Source organism: Promicromonospora iranensis, assembly GCF_028994775.1.
Taxonomy (GTDB): Bacteria; Actinomycetota; Actinomycetes; order Actinomycetales; family Cellulomonadaceae; genus Promicromonospora; species Promicromonospora iranensis_A.
This window is the reverse complement of record NZ_JAJQMN010000002.1, coordinates 100,647-118,708: the sequence shown is the minus strand read 5'-3', so window position 1 is coordinate 118,708 and position 18,062 is coordinate 100,647. Positions and strand designations below refer to the sequence as shown.

The window sequence follows — 18,062 nt, the reverse complement described above, 5'->3', positions numbered from 1 at the left end:
GCAGGTGTGTTGCGCTCAGTAGACGTTGTGTACTGAGCGCAACACACTCCCCGGCGTTGGTCCTTCCCCCGCCTCAAGCGTGGTGGGTGTTCGACGTGCGCCCCGGCCTCACACGCGGGAAGCGCTCGACGCGCGCACGATCAGGCGTGGGCTCAGCTCGATGCGGTGTACCGGCCGGTCTGCTCCGGTCACCGCGTCTCCGCCGTCGCTGTCACGCGCGGCAGCGGCGTCCGCCCGAGCAGCGAGCCTGCGCGTCAGGAGCTCCAGTGCGCCCGCGCCGATCGCCGCCTTGGGCGGTCGCACCGCGGTGAGCGGCGGATCGGCCAGGCCGGCGACCTCGTCGTCGTACGCAACCACGGCGAGGTCCGCCGGCACCCGCATGCCGCGCTCCTGCGCCTGCTCCACCAGCGAGATCGCCTCCCGGTCGGAGTGCACGAGGAGTGCCGTCGCTCCGGCCCCCGCGCACCTGTCCAGCACGGAGGCGGCCTCGTCCGCCCAGTCGGCGTCGAACAGCGGCACCGTCTCCAGGTCGAGCACGACGTCGAGTCCCAGCTCGTCCGCCACCGCGAGAAAGCCGCGCCGGACGGCGGCCGACGTCGGGCTGGTCCGCGACGTGACCAGCCCCACCCGCCGGTGCCCGCGCTCCGCGATGTGCCGGGTGGCCATGCCGGAGCCGAGCGCGTGGTCGGTGGCCACGGACTCCAGCGGCTCGCGGTACGGGCCGGTCGCCAGGCGCCGCTCCATCAGCACCACCGGGAGGTTCAGGCCGGCCAGCCACTCGCCGAGGTCGGCGGCCTCGGGACCGTCGACAGGGGGTGCCACGAGCAGGCCGTCGACGCCCGGTCCGCCGTCGTCCCCGACGAGCGCGGCAACCTGCCGCCTCACCTGGTCGACCTCGTACGACGCGCCGCGCAGGATGAGCCGCGCTGCTCCGTGCGCGGCGTCCCGCGCGCCGCGGATCACCTCGGGCCAGTAGTAGTCGATCGAGGGCACGACCATGCCGATCGTCAGCTGGTCGGTACCTCCGGAGGGCGCCGTGTCGGGCTGGACGATGCCGGTGCTGGCGCCGGTGTGCGCGCCGAGGCCCGTGCCGCGGGCCGGGACGCGCGCGCCCAGCCCTGTGTCGCGGGCCGGGATGCGCGCACCGCCGTGCACCTTCTCCAGGACGCCCTCGCCGACGAGCAGGGCCAGGTCGCGCCGTACGGTCACCGGTGTCACGCCGAGCACGCGCGACAGGTCGCTCACGCGCGCCGAACCGGTCTCCCGTACCCGCGCGATGAGGCGCGCCCGACGCTCGCTCGGGAGCGGCGCTTCCTCAGTCATGCAACCTCCTGCGGTCCGGACCCGATGGGTCTCATGGTTACCCCGAACGTGCCCGAATGCGTCTCGGTACGCGCCGTCAGCCGCAACCGGGTCAGATGTCCGCCCCAGACGACTGCCAGCTCCGGGTCGTCCAGCTCGCGTCGTTCGACCTCGGCGTCGGCGGCCTCAGCATCCCAGGTCAGGGCGAGTGCGCGAGCCGGTGCCGGGCCGCCGTCCGGGGTGAACCGGGCCACAGCCCGGCCGGCAACGAGTGTGACGTCACCGGCGATGAGCCAGTGCCACGCCGTCGAGCCGTCTGCGGACGTCGGCCCACCCGTGCCCGAGTACGTCCAGGAGTCCTCGACGGTCAGTGTCTCGGCGGCCGGGTCCAGCGCCACCTCACGCCACCAGTGCTCGAGCCCATCCACGGGGTAGGCACCGGCGAGATCCACCCGCGCGCGCCAGGGGCCGACGTCCGCCCCGCCGTCCGACACCTGGAGGTCGCGGGCGCCGAACTGCCCGCCGGGCGCCTGCTCCACGCCGCGCACCCGGGGGACGTTGTGCCAGTCGCCGCGGACCACCCACAGGTCGTACCGGTCCGGTCCGAAGGTCTCCGCGCGGTACGTGGGCTTGCCGGCGTCGACCACGACGGGCACGCCGTCGAGCGCCACGATGACCGAGCCCACGTCCACGTGGTTGTGGTTCTCGCCGTTGTGCCCGCCCTTGACCGATATCGCGAGGCCCTGGGTCGATCCGGGTGCCGAGCGCACCACCGTGAGCCCGGTCGTGGGGAAGTGCGCACGCCCGACCAGGGGCGGAGCGACCGCGGGGGCCTGAGCCCACGCGGCGTCGGACAGCATCCGGACCGCCCGGGGGAGGGACGCGCGCTCGTCGAACAGGCCGCCGGGCTGCCCGCGGTAGGAGGCCGCGTGCTGTGCGGCGGCGTCGTCCCCCACGCGTCGCGCCCATGCGTGCACGACGTTCCAGGGCCAGGTGGAGAGCGGACGCGCGGCGCCGTCGGCCACGTTGACGTACCAGTCGCCGCCGAGGTGCATGGAGTGCGGGAAGGCGACGGTCGCGCGGATCCGGTCCAGCGCGGCCGGCTCCGGCTCGATCCCGGCCGATCCGAGCAGGTCCTGTGCCTCGAGCGCGCGGGCGGCGCCCTGCCACCAGTAGTGATAACCCTCGTCGACGCCACCGTCGGCGGGCAGCGACGCCCAGTAGGCGGCGATCCCCTCCGCGACGAGCGCCGAGACCGCCTCACGCCGGACCGGGTCCTCCTCCAGCGCGAGGTTGGCGGCGAGCACGTTGCCCTGGATCCACGGGCTCCAGTTCATGATCTGGTGACCGACGCCCAGCCACCACCAGTCGCGCCGCTCGGTGAACGGCCGCAGCACCCGGGTCTGCGTCTCCTGCCGGATCCGCCACCGTACGCCGGGCGCGCGCTCGTCGAGCGCCGGCCCGAGCAGGTGGTCGATCCACGCGAGCTGCGCGGCGACCTCGCCTGCCCCGAGGTCGAGGTATGGCTCGGTGACGGTGGGCGTGACCCTGCCGAGGCGTGACCACGTGTCGTCGTGCGCCGCCCAGCACCAGGTCGACTGCTCGCACAGCAGCAGCATCCCGTCGACGACCTCGTCGATGCGGTCCGTACGCGGGTCGAGCAGTGCCGCAAGCGTCGCGCGGGTGAGGCGCGTGTGCCGGGCGGCGACGTGTGCCTCGTAGACCGTGCGGTCGCCGTCGCGAAAGAACCGGGCGTACTGCGAGGCGAGGGTCTGGGGCCAGGGGGTGCCGCGCTCGGCGTCGGCTGACGCGAGCGTGGGCATGAGGGCCTCGGCCACCCGTCCGGATGCCCAGAAGCCCCGGTCGGTGACGTCAGGCGCAGGCAGCGGCGCTGCTGTCATGTGCTGTCCTCCAGTGATCGAAAATGATCGTATAGGAATTCCCGGTCCGGGGCCAGGGGCTTGCCAAGGCGGTATCGCGTGGGCTTCAATGGGCCATCGTCCGATCGTAGTTGATCGGAACTGTTCGTCTAGATGATCAGGCGAACGTGTGACTCGATGGAGAGGAGAGCGGTGGTGCGGCGACCTGAGGTCCTGCTCGTCATGGATGACCGAGCGCGGCGTATGCAGTTCGGTCCTGAGGAGGACACCCGGCTGCGTGAGCTCGCGCGGCTCGGCGAGCCGGTGCGCGTCACCGCCTACGACACGCCCGAGGCCAAGGAACGGCTGGCCGACGTCGAGGTGCTCCTCACCTCGTGGGGTGCTCCCCGGATCACCGCGGAGGTGCTCGAGCTCGCCCCGAACCTGCGCGCGGTGCTGCACTGCGCGGGCACGGTCCGGCCGCTCGTGTCCGACGCCGTGTGGGAGCGCGGGCTCCTCGTCACGAACGCCGTCGCCGAGAACGCGCTGCCGGTCGCGGAGTTCACCGTGGCCGCGATCTTCATGGCGGGCAAGAAGGCGCCGTTCCTCGCGAACATCGCCCGCACCCGGCGTGACGACTGGTCCTACCTGGGCGAGCACGACGTCCTCTCCAACCGTGACCGGGTGGTAGGGATCGTCGGCTTCTCGCGGACCGGGCGTCAGGTGGTGGCACGGCTGACCGTGCCCGGCTCCGGCCCCGAGACGCGCGAGATCCTGGTTGCGGACCCGCTGGCGGACGCCGCCGCCGTGGCCGAGGCCGGCGCCCGGCTGGTGCCGCTCGACGAGCTGCTCGCCGCGTCCGACATCGTCTCGCTGCACGCACCCGAGCTGCCCTCGACGCGCAAGCTGATCGGTGCGCGCGAGCTGGCGCTCATGCCGAACGGCGCCACCCTGATCAACACGGCGCGGGGCGCGGTCGTGGACACGGCGGCGCTGGAGCGCGAGTGCGAGACGGGCCGCATCTACGCGATGCTCGACGTCACCGAGCCGGAGCCGCTGCCGGCGTCGTCGGTGCTGTACGACCTGCCGAACGTCATGATCACACCGCACATCGCGGGGTCGCTCGGGACGGAGACGCGGCGTATGACCGCTGCCGCGCTCGACGAGCTGGAGCGGTATGCGCGGGGCGACGCCCCGCGGAGCGTCGTGACCCGCGCCGACATGGAGTTCGTCGCATGACCGGCCACGTCCCCGACCTGCGGACCGGGCAGGAGTCCCGCGCCTGGCTCGCCGCCTACGCCGACCGGCTCCTCGCCGGGGTGCGGCCGTACGCGTCGCCGAGCGGGTCGCTCATCACGCTGCCCGGCAAGCCCGGCGGGTACGGCACTGCCGTCGACGGCCTCGAGGGCTTCGCCCGCACATTCCTGCTGGCCGGCTTCCGGCTCGCGGGGGAGGACGGCGCGGACCCGACGGGTCTCGCCGAACGGTACGCGGCCGGGCTGGCCGCGGGCACCGACTCCACGCACCCCGAGCGCTGGACCCGGCCCGAGGAGCACGGCCAGGCCAAGGTGGAGGCAGCCTCGCTCGCCCTCATCCTCGACATGACGCGGCCGTGGATCTGGGACCGCCTGTCGTCCGACGTGCAGGAACGGACGGTCGAGTACCTCGCCTCCGTCGTGGGCGACCCGGACTACCCGGACAACAACTGGGTCTGGTTCCGGATCGTCGTCGAGACGTTCCTGCGGTCGGTCGGTGGCCCGTTCTCCGCCGACGACGTGGCGCACGACCTCGCCGCGCACGACCGGTTCCGTCGTCCCGGCGGCTGGTTCGCCGACGGCCCCGAGCGGAGCTTCGACCACTACACCGGCTGGGCCCTGCACCTGTACCCGGCCCTGTGGCCGCAGATGTCGGGTGCCGCAGATGTCGCGGCGGCCGCAGGCGACGACCTGAGTGCCCGGTCGGTAGTCGACCGGGAGCACCTGGCGCGCTACCTCGACGACGCGTTCGCCCTCGTCGGTTCCGACGGCGCCCCGCTCATCCAGGGACGCAGCCTCACCTACCGGTTCGCGGCCGCGGCGCCGTTCTGGGCCGGTGCCTATGCGGGTGTGGGCCGGCCAGGACAGCTCCGGGAGGCGGCGACACGCATCGTGCGGTACTTCGCCGACCACGAGGTGCCTGGTCCGGACGGGCTCCTCACTCTCGGGTGGCACCAGCCGTGGCGCCCCATCGCGCAGCGGTACAGCGGCACCGGATCGCCCTACTGGGCGAGCAAGGGCCTGCTCGGCCTCGCGCTCCCTGCATCCCACGAGGTGTGGACCGCCGCTCCCGAGCCGCTTCCGGTGGACGCCGGCGACGTGCTCACGATTGCCGCCGCGCCCGGCTGGGCGATCAGCGCCACGCGCGAGGACGGCGTGGTCCGCGTGATCAACCACGGCACCGACCACGCGGTACCCGGGGCGGACGGCGGCGACTCGCCCCTGTACGCCCGCTTCGGCTACTCGACGGCGACCTCGCCGCTGCTCGACGCCGAGGCGTGGACCTCACCGTTGGACCAGTCGGTCGTGCTGCTCGACGCCGAGGGCCGGGCGACGCACCGCACGGGTTTCGAGCTCTCGTACGCCTCGCTGGTCGAGCCCTCGCTGGTCGAGCATGTCGAGACCGGGACCGAGACCTCGGCCACCGGTGCCTCGACCGCCGCCGTGCTCGCCTCGACCGCCGACGCCCACTGGATCGAGGTCGACCCGACCGCTCCGGACCATGGCTCGGGCCGTCCCGGGACGTCGACCCCGGCGGGCCGGATCACCACGGTGTCCCTGGTCCGTGGCGCGTGGGAGGTGCGCCTGGTGCGCGTCTCGGCACCGGAGACCTCGGAGACCCCGGAGCCCACGGCGCTGCGGATCGGCGGCTGGGCCGCAGGTCCGGGTCTGGTCTCGACGCTGGTACCGCTGCTGGGCGACGTCGCGCCGGTGTACGGCGAGACGACCCTTGACGACGCCACACCGCTGGCCGGTCCGACGACCACCCCCTGGTCGCGGTACGCACCGGTCCCCGACGGCTGGGTCGCCGTCGGCATCCACCTGGCGCGCACGCCCGCCATCGGGCAGCCGCGTCTCGAGCTCACCGCCGGACAGGCCGCCGTGACCTGGCCGGACGGGGAACAGACCACGGCAAACCTGCCCTGACCACACACGCCGCTCCCGGCAACCGCCATCAAGGCGTCGCGGGAGCGGAATTACTCGAAGGAGAGTAGGAATGAACCGCAAGATCATGAGCGCGTTCGGCGTTGCCGCCGCCGCGTCGCTGGCCCTGACGGGGTGCGGCGGAGAGTCCGAGCCGGAGGCCCCCGAAGGCCCCGTCACCATCAGCCTGGCCGGCTGGGACTTCGCGTCCACGCCGGAGTTCCAGACGCTCGCCGACGCGTACGAGGAGGCGAACCCGGACGTCACCGTGGAGCTCAAGGAGTACCCCGCGGGCGACGACTACGACACGGCCCTCACCGCTGACCTGTCCGCGGGCGCGGCCCCGGACGTCTTCATCGTGAAGAACCTGAAGAACTACGTCACGTTCCAGGAGGGCGGCACGCTGCTCGACATCTCGGACGTGGCGGCCGAGCTCGACCCGGAGACGGGCGGCCTGGAGCCGATGGCCGTCGACGGCGCCACCTACGCGGTGCCCTACCGCCAGGACTCGTGGCTGCTCTACTACAACAAGGAGCTGTTCGAGAAGGCCGGCGTCGACCTGCCGGACGGGTCGTGGACCTGGGACGACTACGCCGCCGCCGCGGAGGAGCTGACCGAAGGCGTCGACGAGAAGTCGGTCACCGGCACCTACCTGCACAGCTGGCAGTCCACCGTGCAGGGCTTCGCGCTCGCGCAGACCGAGGGTGCGGCGCTGGACGGCGGCGACTTCTCGTTCCTCGCGCCGTACTACGAGCGTGAGCTCGCACTGCAGGACGCCGGCGCGCAGCCGTCCTACGCCACCGTCACCACGAACGAGCTGACCTACCAGGCGCAGTTCGGTACCCAGAAGGCAGCGATGATGCCGATGGGCTCGTGGTACATCGGCACGCTGGTGGCCGAGCAGGAGTCGGGTGCGGCGGACACGTTCGAGTGGGGCATCGCGCCGATCCCGCAGCTCGACGAGTCGACGACCGGCACCGAGAACACGCCGGTCACCTTCGGTGACCCGACGACGATGGGCATCAACGCCGGGATCGACGAGTCCAAGGTCGAGACGGCGAAGGACTTCCTGAGCTTCGCCGCCGGCCCCGAGGGTGCCGCGGCGCTCGCCGGGATCGGCATCACGCCGGCCCTGATCGACGACACGGTCGCGGACGCGATCTTCTCGCTGGAGGGTGTGCCCCAGGACGAGCTGTCCCGGTTCTCCTACACCACGCACGAGACGCTGCCGGAGAACCCGGTGGGTCAGAACACGGCAGCCATCCAGACCATCCTGGGTGAGATGCACTCGGCGGTCATGTCCGAGTCCACACCTGTGGACGAGGCGATCACCGAGGCCGAGGAGCGCGTCGCCAACGAGGTCGGCTGAGCGCCCTGAGACGTGCGCACCCGGGTTCGGCAGCCCTTGCCGAACCCGGGTGCGCGGTCCCGGACCATCCCGTTTTCCAGAGGAGATATCCCCCATGACGACACCGGTCGTCGGCAACCAGCGGACCCTAGGGTTCTCGCAGCCGGAGCCCTCCCGGCCGCTCAGGAAGCCGCGCACCTCGCTCAAGGTGCGCAACGCGCTGATCGGCTGGACGTTCATCCTGCCGAACTTCCTCGGCTTCGCGGTGCTCACCCTGACACCGGTGATCACGCTCTTCTACATGTCCCTGACGAACTGGAACATCTTCGGGACTGCCGAGTGGGTCGGCCTCGAGAACTTCGCGCGGCTGGTGGGCGACAAGAGCTTCCACATCGCGCTCGGCAACACGCTCTACTACGCGGCGTTGCACATCCCGATCACCATCATCGTGTCGCTCGCGCTCGCGCTGCTGCTCAACCAGAAGCTGCGTGGCGCCGCGTTCTTCCGCACGGTGGCCTTCTTCCCGTACATCACGTCGATCGTCGCGGTCGCCGTGGTGTGGAACATGTTGTTCAGCCCCGAGTTCGGGCCGATCAACCAGTTCCTTGGCATGTTCGTCGGGGGAGACCTGCCCGGCTGGACGGTCTCCAAGGACTGGGCGATGCCCGCCGTCATCATCGTGGGCACCTGGAAGGACATGGGCTACTACATGCTCCTGTTCCTGGCGGGCCTGCAGACCGTGCCGACCGAGCTGCACGAGGCCGCCCGGATCGACGGCGCGGGTGCCTGGCAGCGGTTCTGGAACGTCACGCTGCCGTGCCTGCGGCCCACGATGTTCTTCGTGACCGTCATGGTCACCATCCAGAGCCTGAAGGTGTTCGACCTGATCCTCGTCATGACCGACGGCGGGCCGGGGCAGGCGACCCTCGTGCTGAGCCAGTACATCTATCAAAAGGGCTTCGAACAGTTCCAGTTCGGGTACGCCTCGGCCATCGCCGTCGTCCTGTTCCTCATCTGCATCCTCGTGACCGTGGTGCAGTTCCTCTACAACAAGCGGAGGGATGCCTGATGACCGCCCGCACGTCCCCGTTCCGGCGGTTCGGCCGCGTCCTGCTCTACGTCACGATGATCGTCGCGGCCGCCGGCATCATGCTGCCGTTCGCCTGGATGGTCATCTCGTCGCTGAAGCTGAACAACCAGGTGTTCACGGCGCCGGTGCAGTGGATCCCGGACCCCGTGCAGTGGAGCAACTACATCGACATCTGGGTCAAGGCCGACATGGTCACGTGGGTGCGCAACACCCTCGTCGTGTCCGTCGCCGTGACCTTCCTGCAGGTGCTGACCGGCAGCTTCGCCGCCTACGGCTTTGCCAAGATGCGCTTCCCCGGCCGGGACGTGCTGTTCCTGCTGTACATCGGGACCATCGCGGTGCCCTGGCAGTCCTACATGATCCCGCAGTTCCAGATGCTCTCGAGCTGGGGGCTCAACAACACCCTGTGGGCGATCATGTTGCTGCAGGCGTTCGGTGCCTTCGGTGTGTTCCTCATGAAGCAGTACTACGAGTCCATCCCCGACTCGCTGTCGGAGGCGGCGCGGATCGACGGCCTCTCCGAGTACGGGATCTGGTGGCGCATCATCATCCCGCTGTCCGTGCCCGCTCTGGCGTCGCTGACGATCATCACGTTCGTCCAGACCTGGAACGACTACCTCGGTCCGCTCATCTACCTGCGTGAGCGCCCGCTGTGGACCATCCAGCTCGGTCTGCAGTCGTTCATCGGCGAGTACAACGCCGAGCACGCGCTGATCATGACGGGTTCGGTGCTGTCGGTGCTGCCGATCGCGCTCATCTTCCTGCTCGGCCAGCGCTACTTCGTCCAGGGCATCGCGACGACGGGTGTGAAGGGATGAGTGCCGTGGGCGCGGCGGGTGCCGCCCCGCGGCGCCGGCCGCTCATCGGGCCGGACACCTACGAGATGGTGTTCGGCACGGTCTACACGGGGCTGATGACGAACGTGCTCCTGGCGGTCGCCTGCCTGCCCCTCGTGGTGCTGGTCGCGGCGACGGACCCCGGCGTCACGTGGCCGTACCTCGCCCTGGTGGCGCCGCTGCTCGGGCCGGCCCTGTCCGCTGCCTTCGCGGTTTTCGCCGCCTTCAGCTCCGAGGGGTCGACGGCGGTCGTGCGCACCTTCGTGCGCGCCTGGCGCCGGCACCTGCGGCGGGGCCTGGCGATCGGGGCGCTGGCCACGGGCGCCGTCGTCGTGGTCGCCGTCGACGTGGTGTTCTTCTGGGGCCGCACCGTCGGCGCGGTGGTGATCCCCGTGCTGGTGACCCTCGCGGTGGGGGCCGTGCTGACGGCGGTGCTCGCCCTGGCCGCTGTGCCCGACCTGCCCGGCGCCCGCCTGCGCGACGTGCTCCTCGGGGCCCTCGTGCTCGGCGCACGGCGCTGGTACCTCTCGGCGGGAGCGCTGCTCGTGCTCGTGCTGCTCGTGTCGGTGGTGGCGGCGCGCCCGGTGGTCGGCGTCGGCTTCGCCGCGGCGCCCCTGCTGTACGCGGTGTGGGGCATCTGCCGTTACACCCTCCGCCCGACGAGGTAGGCCGGCTCGCCCCGTTCCGTCGGCCGCGCGTCCCGTTGCATTCGGTCGCTCGCCCAGTCCCCTTCGAGGTCTAAGTTTCTCCGCTCTGAGACGTTTCAGAGCGGAGAAACTTAGACCTCGAAGGGGTGCTCCTCAGAGGGGCCTCAGAGGCCTCTCAGAGGTGCGGGGCCACGTGCTTCTCGTACCGGTCCAGCACCGTCGCGGCGGTCTCCGCCGTCGGGCGGGACCAGATCTCCTCGTTGAAGATCTCGGTCTCGATGTCGCCGACGTAGCCGGCGTCCCGCACCCAGCCCGTGACCGTCGCGAAGTCGATGTACCCGTCGCCCACGTGCCCGCGCGAGTTCAGCGGCTCCGCCGCGAGCGGCAGCACCCAGTCGCACACCTGGTACGACGCGATGCGGTCCTCCCGACCGGCGCGCGCGATGGACTTGCGCAGGGCCGGGTCCCACCACACGTGGTACGTGTCGACGACGACGCCCACCTCGGCCGCCGCGAACGGAGCCGCCAGGTCCAGCGCCTGCGCGAGCGTCGAGATCACGGCCCGGTCGGCGGCGAAGATCGGGTGCAGCGGCTCGAGCACGATCCGCACACCGTGCTCGGCGGCGAACGGCACGAGGTCGGCGATCCGGTCCGCGACCCGGCCGCGTGTGGCGACGAGGTCCCGGTCCACGTCCGACGCCGGAGCGCCGCCCGGTGTCGAGCCCACCAGCCCGCCGACGACGAACACCAGCTCCGAGGTGCCGATCGTCGCGGCCTCCTCGATGGCCAGCTTGTTGTCGTCGAGCGCGGCGCGGATCCCGGCGTCGTCCGCCGCGGTGAGGAACCCCCCGCGGCACAGGGAAGAAGCCCGCAGCCCTGCGTCGGAGATGATGCGGGCGGCCTGCGGCGCCCCGACGTCCTGCACCAGGTTGCGCCACGGCCCCACGGCGCCGAAGCCGGCGGTGGCCGCCGCCTCGCACGCCTCGGCGAGCGAGGCGTGCTTCACGGTGGCGGTGTTCAGCGAGGCCCGGCTCATGCGGTCACCCCGTTCGTCGTCAGGAACGCCCGGAGGCGGGCGGCGGCAAGGGGCGGGTCGAGCAGCATGCCGCAACCGTCGGCCAGGCGGGCCAGCTCGACCAGGTGGCGCAGCGACCGCCCGGACTGCAGGCCGCCCACCAGGGAGAACCCGGGCTGGAAGCCGTTGAGCCAGGACAGGAACGCGATCCCCGTCTTGTAGTAGTACGTGGGCGCGGCGAAGATGTGCCGGCCCAGCGCCTCGGTCGAGGCGAGGATCTTGTGCCCGCCCTCGGCGTCGCCGGCGTCGAACGCCTGCAGCGCCGTGGACGCGGCCGGATAGATCGCCGCGAAGATGCCGAGCAGCGCGTCCGAGTGGCCCTGCTCGTCGCCCGCGATGAGCTCGGGGTAGTTGAAGTCGTCACCGGTGTAGAGCCGGGGCCTCGTCCCCGCGTCCGACGGCGGCAGCGAGGCCAGCGACCGGCGCAGGCCCACCTCGTGGGCGGCGTCGAGCAGGGAGACCTTGACGCCGTCGATGCGGGGCTGGTGGGCGCGGATCAGGTCGAGGAACGTCGCCGTGGCGTCGTCCACGGAGTCCGAACCCCAGTAGCCGGCCAGCGCCGGGTCGAACATGGTGCCCAGCCAGTGCAGGATGACCGGCTGCTCGGCGTCGGCGAGGACGGCGTCGTACACCCGGGCGTAGTCCTCGGGCCCGCGGGCGACCTTCGCCAGCGCGCGGGAGGCCATGACGATGACCTGCGCCCCGGCGTCCTGCACCAGGTGCACCTGCTCGCGGTAGGCGTCGGCCACCGCGGCCAGGCCGGCGTCGCCCGGCTCCAGCGCGGCCACCACGTCGGGGGAGAGCTGGTCGGTGCCCGCCCCGCACGCGACGCGCGCGCCCACGGAGGCGGCCTCGGCCGCGGAGCGCCGCACGAGCTCCTGCGTCGCCGCCCAGTCCAGTCCCATGCCGCGCTGCGCGGTGTCCATCGCGTCGGCGACGCCGAGCCCGTGCTCCCAGATCCGGTGCCGGTAGGCGAGCGTGGAGTCCCAGTCGACGACGGCGGGCGCACCCGGGACGTTCTCCGCCCCGATCTGCGGCACCACGTGGGCCGCCGCGAAGGCGACGCGGGACTCGATGGGCCGTGACGGCGTCGTCCAGGGTCCGGGGGCGCTCAGCTCGATCGCCTCCGAGCCCGTGACGCGGCCCTCGGCGTCGAACCGGGGGAGGATCACCGCCGCGCTCACAGCGTGATCTCCGGGATGTCGAGGCGACGGCCCTCCGCGGAGGACTGCAGGCCGAGCTCGGCGAGCTGCACGCCGCGCGCCGCCGACAGCAGGTCGTACCGGTGCGGACGCCCGGCGACGACGTCGCGCAGGAACTCCTCCCACTGCAGCTTGAACCCGTTGTCGAGGTCGGCGTTCGCGGGGACGTCGAGCCACTGGTCGCGGAACGGCTCGGTGACCGGCAGGTCCGGGTTCCAGACGGGCTTGGGCGTGTGCGAGCGGTGCTGGGCGCGGCACTCGCGCAGGCCTGCGACGGCGGAGCCGTGCGTGCCGTCCACCTGGAACTCGACGAGCTCGTCGCGGAACACGCGCACGGCCCAGGACGAGTTGATCTGCGCCACGACGTCGTCCCCGCCCGGGGTGGTGACGTCGAAGATGCCGTACGCGGCGTCGTCGGCGGTCGCGGCGTACTCCTTGCCGGACTCGTCCCAGCGCGTCGGGATGTGCGTGACGGTCTTGGCCGTCACCGACCGGACCTGGCCGAGGATGCCCTCGAGCACGTAGTTCCAGTGGCAGAACATGTCGGTGGTCATGCCACCGCCGTCCTCCTTGCGGTAGTTCCACGAGGGGCGCTGGGCGGGCTGCGTGTCGCCCTCGAACACCCAGTAGCCGAACTCGCCGCGCAGCGAGAGGATGCGGCCGAAGAAGCCCTCGTCCACGAGGCGGCGCAGCTTCACGAGGCCCGGCAGGTACAGCTTGTCGTGCACGACGCCGACGGTCACGCCCGTCTCGGCCTGGAGACGCGCGAGCTCGATGGCCTCGGTGAGGGTCTCCGCCGTCGGCTTCTCGGTGTAGACGTGCTTGCCCTGCTTCATCGCCTTGCTGAGCGTCGCCGGGCGCAGGTTCGTCATGGCGGCGTCGAACACGATGTCCGCGTCCGTGATCGCCGTGTCGAGATCGGTGGTCCAGTGCTCGACGTCGTGCAGCGTGGCGAGCTCCTTGAGCTTGTCCGCGTTGCGGCCCACCAGCACGGGCTCGACCTGGACCCGGGAACCGTCGGGGAGCGTGACGCCACCCTGGTCGCGGATCGGCAGGATCGAGCGCACGAGGTGCTGACGGTAACCCATGCGGCCGGTGACGCCGTTCATGGCGATGCGAAGTGTGGTCACGGGCGGGACTCCATCGTCGTGGCTGGGAATGCGCTTTCCCAATGAGCGTAGCGCACGGTCGGCGGGGAGTACATACGGGGCCGCCGGGGCGTGCTACCGGGTGCGCTCCGGCGTCGACTCGCGGAGCACGACCTCGCCACGCACCCGCGCGTCCCCCTGGCCCGAGCGGCCGAGCGCCAGGTCGGTGGCCAGCGCCCCGATCTCCGCGAGCGGGATCCGCACCGTGGTGAGGCCCGGCGTGACGTCGCGGAGGGTGTGGATGTCGTCGAACCCGGCCACCGCGACGTCGTCCGGCACGCTCAGGCCTGCGTCGCGGACGGCGGCCATGGCGCCGACCGCCATGACGTCGTTGACGGCGAACACGAGCTCGGGCAGGTGGCCTGCGCGGCCCGACGGCGCACCCGCGCCCGACCGCTCGATCAGCGCGGCCATGGCGGAGTACCCGCCGTCGCGGGTGAAGGCGCAGGTCAGGATGTCTTCGGGTGGAGGAGCGCTGCCGAGGTCGGCCAGCGCCCCGGTGAAACCGTCCGTGCGGTCGGCCGCCGTGCGGTGGCCCGTCGGGCCGGCGAGCACGGCGAACCGGCGGTAGCCCAGTCCGTGCAGGGCGCGGGCGAGGTCGGCGGCCCCGTCGGCGTTCGCGACCTTGACGACGGGGAGGTCGTCCACCGGCTGACCGATCAGCGCCACCCCGCCCCCGGCGTCCCGGAACGCCTTCAGGGCCGCCTCGAGCGCATCCGAGATCGGGCCGCCGCCGCGAGACCGGTCCGTCGTCGAGCCTGCCTCGATGCCGGGTACCGGGCTCGCCGGATCGGCGTCGCCCGCATCGGTGGAACCGCCGTCGTCCGGGGCGAGGCGACCGCCCGCGAGGATGATCGCGCGTGACCGCTGCCGCCGGGCCAGCTCGACGAAGGCGAGCTCTCGCTCCGGGCTGTGCTCCGTGGAGGCGAGCGTGACGATGAGGCCCTCGCGCTCGGCGGCGCGTGCGACGCCGGCCGCGATGGTGGAGAAGTACGGGTCGGCGATGTCGTGCACCACGAGCCCGAGCGCCGTGGTGCGGCCGCGGGCCATGGCCTGCGCGCTGGGGTCGGGTGAGTAGTCGAGGCGCCGCGCGGTCTCCAGGACGCGCTCGCGCAGGTCCTCGCGGACGCTGCGGGTGGCGCTCCCGTTGATCGCGCGCGAGGCCGTCGCGAGCGAGACGCCGGCTTCACGGGCGACCTGGCTGAGGGTGACGGGGCCGTCGGACATGAGGTCATCCTGCCGTGTCCGCGGGGCAGGCGGGGACCGATGCGGGCTGATCGGCAGAACGTCAGGTGGTCGGCATTCCGGAATGCCGACCACCTGACGTTCTGCCGACCACCGTGGCGGGTCCGCTGCACGCGCGCGCCGGCCGCTAGACGCGCGCCGGCCTGATGGTCGCGTCGCGGTGGGTGCGCTCGATGATCGTCGAGTAGCCGGCGATCATCCGGACGTGGCTGAACCGGGGCCGGACGGCGGTCCGCGCCGACTCCAGCTCCGCGCGCCGGGCCGCGGCCTCGATCCAGGTGGCCGCGATCTCGGCGGGCTCGAACGACGTCACGAACCCGATGCGGTCCACGATCGACGGCGCGTCGCCCACGTGGGTGGTGACCGGGACCGCCCCGCACATCGAGCCCTCGATGAGGCACAGCGGCGCGGCCTCGCCGAACGTCGAGGTGAGGGCCACGACGTCGGCCGTCGCGTAGATCAGCTCCATGTCGTGGCGCACACCCAGCAGATCCAGGTGCGCGAGCAGGTCCGGCCGGTCGCCGAAGATGCGGGCGAGGTCGTCCCGCAGGCTCGGGTTGGCCGCCGTCATGCCGGCGCCGCACATCAGGACGTGGCCGTCGGGCTCCAGCTCGAGGAACGTGCGGGCCGACCGGAGGAAGAGCTCGGGGTTCTTCATCTCGTCGTACCGCGCGGCGTAGACGACGACCGTCGCGTCGGTGGGTATCCCGGCGGCGCCCCGCAGGGCGAGTCGGCGCGCACCCTGGACGGGCCGGAACCGGGCGAGATTGATGCCGTTCGGCACCACGCGGAGCAGGTCCGCGGGCACGCCGGCCTCGCGGTACGCGTCCCGGGTGGACTCCGCGCAGCAGACGACGGCGGCGAGCCGGCCGCGGTCCGCCGCCGTCAGCAGGTCGCCGAGGGCGTCGCCCTGGTGCTCGGGGTCGGACCGGTGCAGGCAGGCGATGACCGGACGGTTCGGGAACGCGTCCTGGTTCACGAGCCGGAGCGGCTGCTCCTTGAGTGACAGCACCACGTGGGAGCTCTTGACCTGTCGGACGGCGGCCTCGAGCTCGTGCTCGCTGAAGACACGCGGATCGTGCCCCGCCTCGGTGCTGCGCCCGAGGGAGCCGATGCGGACACCCGCGGCGCGCAGCGCGCGGTACCGGGGGTCGTCCTCCATCCGCTGGAGGGTGGCCTCACGACGGACCTCGTGGTGCAGGCTCAGCACAGAATGCTGCTGACGGCCGCCCTGATGCAGACCGGCGACCACTGTCGAGTGCAGGACACGAGCCCCGCCGCTGAAGAAGCCCTCGTACAGCGAGAGCACACGCAAGCCATTGCGCTGGATCACAGACACCACCTCCTGTGCCCAGAGTGAGCCCCATGCATGTGGGGTACATGGCAATTCGGTTACGCGTGGATTACGTGTTCGAGGACTTTTGCGCAAGCAGGCTGCGGATGTCCTTCTCCGCCTGGGCGGGCGAGGTCTCGCGACAGCCCAGCGCAACCCACCGCTCGATCATCGCAGGCTCGGCGCGCAGGAGCGAGGTCCCGCGGCGTAACAATGTGCCGATCGGTTTGCGCGCCTCGGCGACGTCCCGGAGGAACCGGAACCAGAAGGTGACGAGCCGCGGCCGGGAGAGGCAGATGGCGTCCGCCAGCAGGCCCTCGGCGCGGCATTCGTCGACGAGGTGCGCCGCGAAGATGCCCTCGGCGAGGATGAGCGGCGAGTCGCCGATGTCGAGCCGCCGCATCCCCGTCCGGCGCGAGGTCGGGATGTCGTAGACGGGGACGTCGGCGCGGCCCTCCGTCGTCAGCTCCTGCAGCGCGGCGAGCGCGCCCTTGGCGTCCCAGGTCTTCGGGCTGTCCCAGTCCACGCTGCCGTACCGCTGCGGCAGGCCTGGATGGTCGATGTCCAGGTAGAAGTCGTCGAGCTGGACGACCGGCAGGCCGAGCCTGCGCGTGAGCGACGTCTTGCCGGAGCCCGACGGACCGGTCAGCAGCACTACCCGTGCCCGAGGGCGCCGGGCACCCGGCGGCAGGTCGAAGAGGGTGGGCTCGGGCGCTGGATCGGTCACGAGAGGCCATTCTCCCGGAGCCGACGGCAGCACGCGCCCGGTCGACGGCCCGGGAGCGTGTGAGATCTCCCCTTCGAGGCCTAGGTTTCTCGCTCTTGAATCGGTTCAGAGCGGAGAAACCTGGACCTCGAAGGAGCGGACGGCGGGCGGCGGGCGGCCGGTGGCGGGCGGCGGATACCGGGCGGCGGCGGGATGCGGGCGTGCGGGCGGCAGGTCGAGCTCAGGCCGCGCCGGCGCCGCGCGCGTAGCGGCCCGGGGTGGTGCGCAGGAGGCGGCAGAAGTGCCGGGTCAGATGCGCCTGGTCGTGGAACCCGGTGGCCACGGCGACGTCGGCGGCGGGCTCGCCGGCCAGGAGCCGCCGCCGCGCCATGTCCAGTCGCCGCCCCACGAGGTACCGGTGGGGCGGGAGGCCGAGCTCGCGGGTGAACGCGCGCACCAGGTGCGGCACCGTGACGCCGAGCTCGGTGGCGACCTCGGCCAGCCGGATCGGTTGGGCGGGGTCGGCGTCGAGCAGGTCGCGGGCGCGCCGCGCGGTGGTGCCGGTGGCGGGTTCGCGCGGCGGCGTCGGGCGGCCGGAGAGATGCCAGGCCAGGCCCTCCGTGACCAGGGCGAGCAGGCTCTCGGCCGCGAGGTCCTCACGGACGGTGAGCGCCCGGTCCAGGCCGACGAAGCGGGCGCGGAGCGCGTCGTCGAGCACGAGCGGGGCGTCGACGGCGCGCCCGACCAGGCCGTCGTCGAGCAGCGTGGGCTCCAGGTAGACGACGCGCTTGCGGAAGCCGGTAGCGGTGACCGACCGCCCGTCGTGCACCACGCCGGGCGGCAGCACGGTCACCCCGGAGTGCTGTGCCGCGTGCTCCTGGCCGTCCAGGCCGTACCCGATCAGGCCGTGGTCGACGACGAGCACCGTCCACGTGTCGTGGGTGTGGGCCGGGTAGGCGTGCTCGTGCCACGCGGCGTGCAGCACCTCGGCGACGCCGGGCACCCCGGGCCGCCAGGCGCGCACGACGTCCGAGTCGGCGGCGAGCGAAGGCATGTCAAGAACGTACAAGAACTCGGCCCGCCCGCGGCCGC

General features: G+C 72.2%; 15 protein-coding genes. 6 read left to right on the top strand and 9 right to left on the bottom strand.

Annotation, left to right across the window (positions count from 1 at the left end):
- Positions 1–108 precede the first annotated feature (108 nt).
- Together LUU90_RS03405 and LUU90_RS03400 are read right to left on the bottom strand one after the other, a co-directional pair.
- Positions 109–1,323 carry a substrate-binding domain-containing protein gene (locus LUU90_RS03405; protein WP_275001871.1) on the bottom strand — a complete coding sequence of 405 codons (1,215 nt, stop codon included), beginning with the start codon at positions 1,321–1,323 and terminating at the stop codon, positions 109–111.
- Entirely contained in the window at positions 1,320–3,203 is a 1,884-nt protein-coding gene (locus LUU90_RS03400) for a heparinase II/III domain-containing protein (RefSeq protein WP_275001870.1), read from the bottom strand. Before LUU90_RS03400 ends, LUU90_RS03405 begins: the two co-directional genes overlap by 4 nt.
- Before the next feature lie 174 nt (positions 3,204–3,377).
- Between LUU90_RS03400 and LUU90_RS03395 the strand changes: the two genes are divergently transcribed.
- From LUU90_RS03395 to LUU90_RS03370, 6 genes are all read left to right on the top strand, one after another.
- On the top strand, positions 3,378–4,400 hold the full coding sequence (locus LUU90_RS03395) for a hydroxyacid dehydrogenase (protein WP_275001869.1): 1,023 nt from the start codon (positions 3,378–3,380) through the stop codon (positions 4,398–4,400).
- Entirely contained in the window at positions 4,397–6,343 is a 1,947-nt protein-coding gene (locus LUU90_RS03390) for a DUF2264 domain-containing protein (RefSeq protein ID WP_275001868.1), read from the top strand. The genes LUU90_RS03395 and LUU90_RS03390 overlap by 4 nt, the downstream gene beginning before the upstream one ends.
- A gap of 70 nt (positions 6,344–6,413) precedes the next feature.
- The gene (locus tag LUU90_RS03385) at positions 6,414–7,709 is read left to right on the top strand and encodes an ABC transporter substrate-binding protein (RefSeq protein WP_275001867.1); all 1,296 of its coding nucleotides are present in this window, start codon (positions 6,414–6,416) and stop codon (positions 7,707–7,709) included.
- A 94-nt stretch (positions 7,710–7,803) separates the two neighbouring features.
- A complete protein-coding gene (locus LUU90_RS03380) occupies positions 7,804–8,757 on the top strand; it encodes a carbohydrate ABC transporter permease (protein ID WP_275001866.1) in 954 nt (317 codons plus the stop codon).
- Positions 8,757–9,596: a carbohydrate ABC transporter permease gene (locus tag LUU90_RS03375; RefSeq protein ID WP_275001865.1), complete on the top strand. Its 840-nt coding sequence runs from the start codon at positions 8,757–8,759 to the stop codon at positions 9,594–9,596. The genes LUU90_RS03380 and LUU90_RS03375 overlap by 1 nt, the downstream gene beginning before the upstream one ends.
- Positions 9,593–10,282: a DUF624 domain-containing protein gene (locus LUU90_RS03370; protein ID WP_275001864.1), complete on the top strand. Its 690-nt coding sequence runs from the start codon at positions 9,593–9,595 to the stop codon at positions 10,280–10,282. Before LUU90_RS03375 ends, LUU90_RS03370 begins: the two co-directional genes overlap by 4 nt.
- 154 nt (positions 10,283–10,436) lie before the next feature.
- Here LUU90_RS03370 and LUU90_RS03365 read toward each other — a convergent pair whose 3' ends face one another.
- The 7 genes from LUU90_RS03365 to LUU90_RS03335 form a co-directional block, all read right to left on the bottom strand.
- Positions 10,437–11,297 (bottom strand): sugar phosphate isomerase/epimerase family protein, encoded by an 861-nt coding sequence (locus LUU90_RS03365; RefSeq protein ID WP_275001863.1) that lies wholly within the window; start codon positions 11,295–11,297, stop codon positions 10,437–10,439.
- Positions 11,294–12,520 carry a dihydrodipicolinate synthase family protein gene (locus tag LUU90_RS03360; protein ID WP_425596171.1) on the bottom strand — a complete coding sequence of 409 codons (1,227 nt, stop codon included), beginning with the start codon at positions 12,518–12,520 and terminating at the stop codon, positions 11,294–11,296. The genes LUU90_RS03365 and LUU90_RS03360 overlap by 4 nt, the downstream gene beginning before the upstream one ends.
- A complete protein-coding gene (locus LUU90_RS03355) occupies positions 12,517–13,647 on the bottom strand; it encodes a Gfo/Idh/MocA family protein (RefSeq protein ID WP_275002284.1) in 1,131 nt (376 codons plus the stop codon). The genes LUU90_RS03360 and LUU90_RS03355 overlap by 4 nt, the downstream gene beginning before the upstream one ends.
- Before the next feature lie 114 nt (positions 13,648–13,761).
- The gene (locus LUU90_RS03350; RefSeq protein WP_275001862.1) at positions 13,762–14,913 is read right to left on the bottom strand and encodes a LacI family DNA-binding transcriptional regulator; all 1,152 of its coding nucleotides are present in this window, start codon (positions 14,911–14,913) and stop codon (positions 13,762–13,764) included.
- Between the two features lie 145 nt (positions 14,914–15,058).
- Complete coding sequence (locus tag LUU90_RS03345; RefSeq protein ID WP_275001861.1) at positions 15,059–16,264, bottom strand: glycosyltransferase; 1,206 nt, start codon at positions 16,262–16,264, stop codon at positions 15,059–15,061.
- A gap of 70 nt (positions 16,265–16,334) precedes the next feature.
- Complete coding sequence (locus LUU90_RS03340) at positions 16,335–16,991, bottom strand: uridine kinase family protein (protein ID WP_275001860.1); 657 nt, start codon at positions 16,989–16,991, stop codon at positions 16,335–16,337.
- Positions 16,992–17,211: 220 nt separating this feature from the next.
- Entirely contained in the window at positions 17,212–18,024 is an 813-nt protein-coding gene (locus LUU90_RS03335; RefSeq protein ID WP_275001859.1) for an AraC family transcriptional regulator, read from the bottom strand.
- Positions 18,025–18,062 lie beyond the last annotated feature (38 nt).